At 68.1% G+C, this 914-nt stretch carries 2 protein-coding genes; both read right to left on the bottom strand.

Annotated elements, in window-relative coordinates; all coding sequences use genetic code 11:
• Nucleotides 1–611: universal stress protein (locus HP499_RS24590; protein WP_172326620.1), on the bottom strand; the 611-nt coding region annotated here is incomplete at its 3' end.
• A gap of 86 nt (nucleotides 612–697) precedes the next feature.
• Nucleotides 698–914, bottom strand: a 217-nt coding sequence (locus tag HP499_RS24585) for an FAD-dependent oxidoreductase (protein ID WP_216660300.1), incomplete at its 5' end; no start/stop codon positions are given.

Raw genomic sequence — 914 nt, 5'->3', positions numbered from 1 at the left:
TCGGCGGCATGCACCCAGGCGGCGTCGGCCAGCCCGGGCGAGTTACCGCCGTCGAGGGCCAGCAGGGAGACGAGCCGCAACGGGAGGCCACGATCGCGCGCGGACTCGACGGCGACGTCGAGCAGTTCGTCCGCGCCGGGGCGCGTGCCGAACCCGCAGCTCAGGCGCGTGATCGGCGCCGTGCGCTCGTAACCGTGAGGTGCCAATGCGACAGGCACGGGCGAGGAGTGGAGCAAGGAGCCCGCCACAGAGCCGATGGTGAACCGCTTGAACAGGCCCCCGCTGGAGGCGCCGATGACCAAGGCCGCGGCGTCCATTTCTACGGCAGCTTCGATCAAGGCCTGCGCCTCGGAGTCGCCCCGGCGGATGTGGGCCCGGGCCGTCACGTCGGCTGGTACCAGCGCCAGGCCTTCGTCCAACCAACGTTGCGCTTGTTCGTTCAGGATGTCGTTGTAGCCGGTCTCCGGTGGATAGACGGCGTTGAACGGGGATTCCTCAGGGATCACCAGGACAAGGTCCAGGCTGACATCGTGGTTCCGGGCCAGCGCGACGGCGAGGTGAACGGCGTCGTGCCCCCTCGCGTTGGCGGTGTAGCCCACTACGTAACGCATGGTGGTCCCTTTCTGGTGTTAAACAGTGGAGCCGGCAGGCCGGGAAACGCGCTCCCCCGGCCTGCCGGTGTTGGTACGGAAATGCCTTAAGCTACGGGCACCGCAGCCAGTTTGTTGGCCTCGACAATGCGGGCGGCAGTTGCCTGGCCCATGCGGACCGCGCCGTCAACGTGCTGGTAGCCCTCGGCTGCGAGGTCGGACGAGGACCAGTAGATCGGTCCCACGTTGGCGTGCTGGTCCTTGCCGTAGCGGTGCAGGCCACCGAGGTCGTAGCTGGACGCGTAGGCGCCGCGGGTCCATTCT

It is taken from the genome of Paenarthrobacter sp. CM16 (assembly GCF_013179505.1).
Lineage (GTDB): Bacteria > Actinomycetota > Actinomycetes > Actinomycetales > Micrococcaceae > Arthrobacter.
This window is presented reverse-complemented; position numbering and strand designations above follow the sequence as displayed.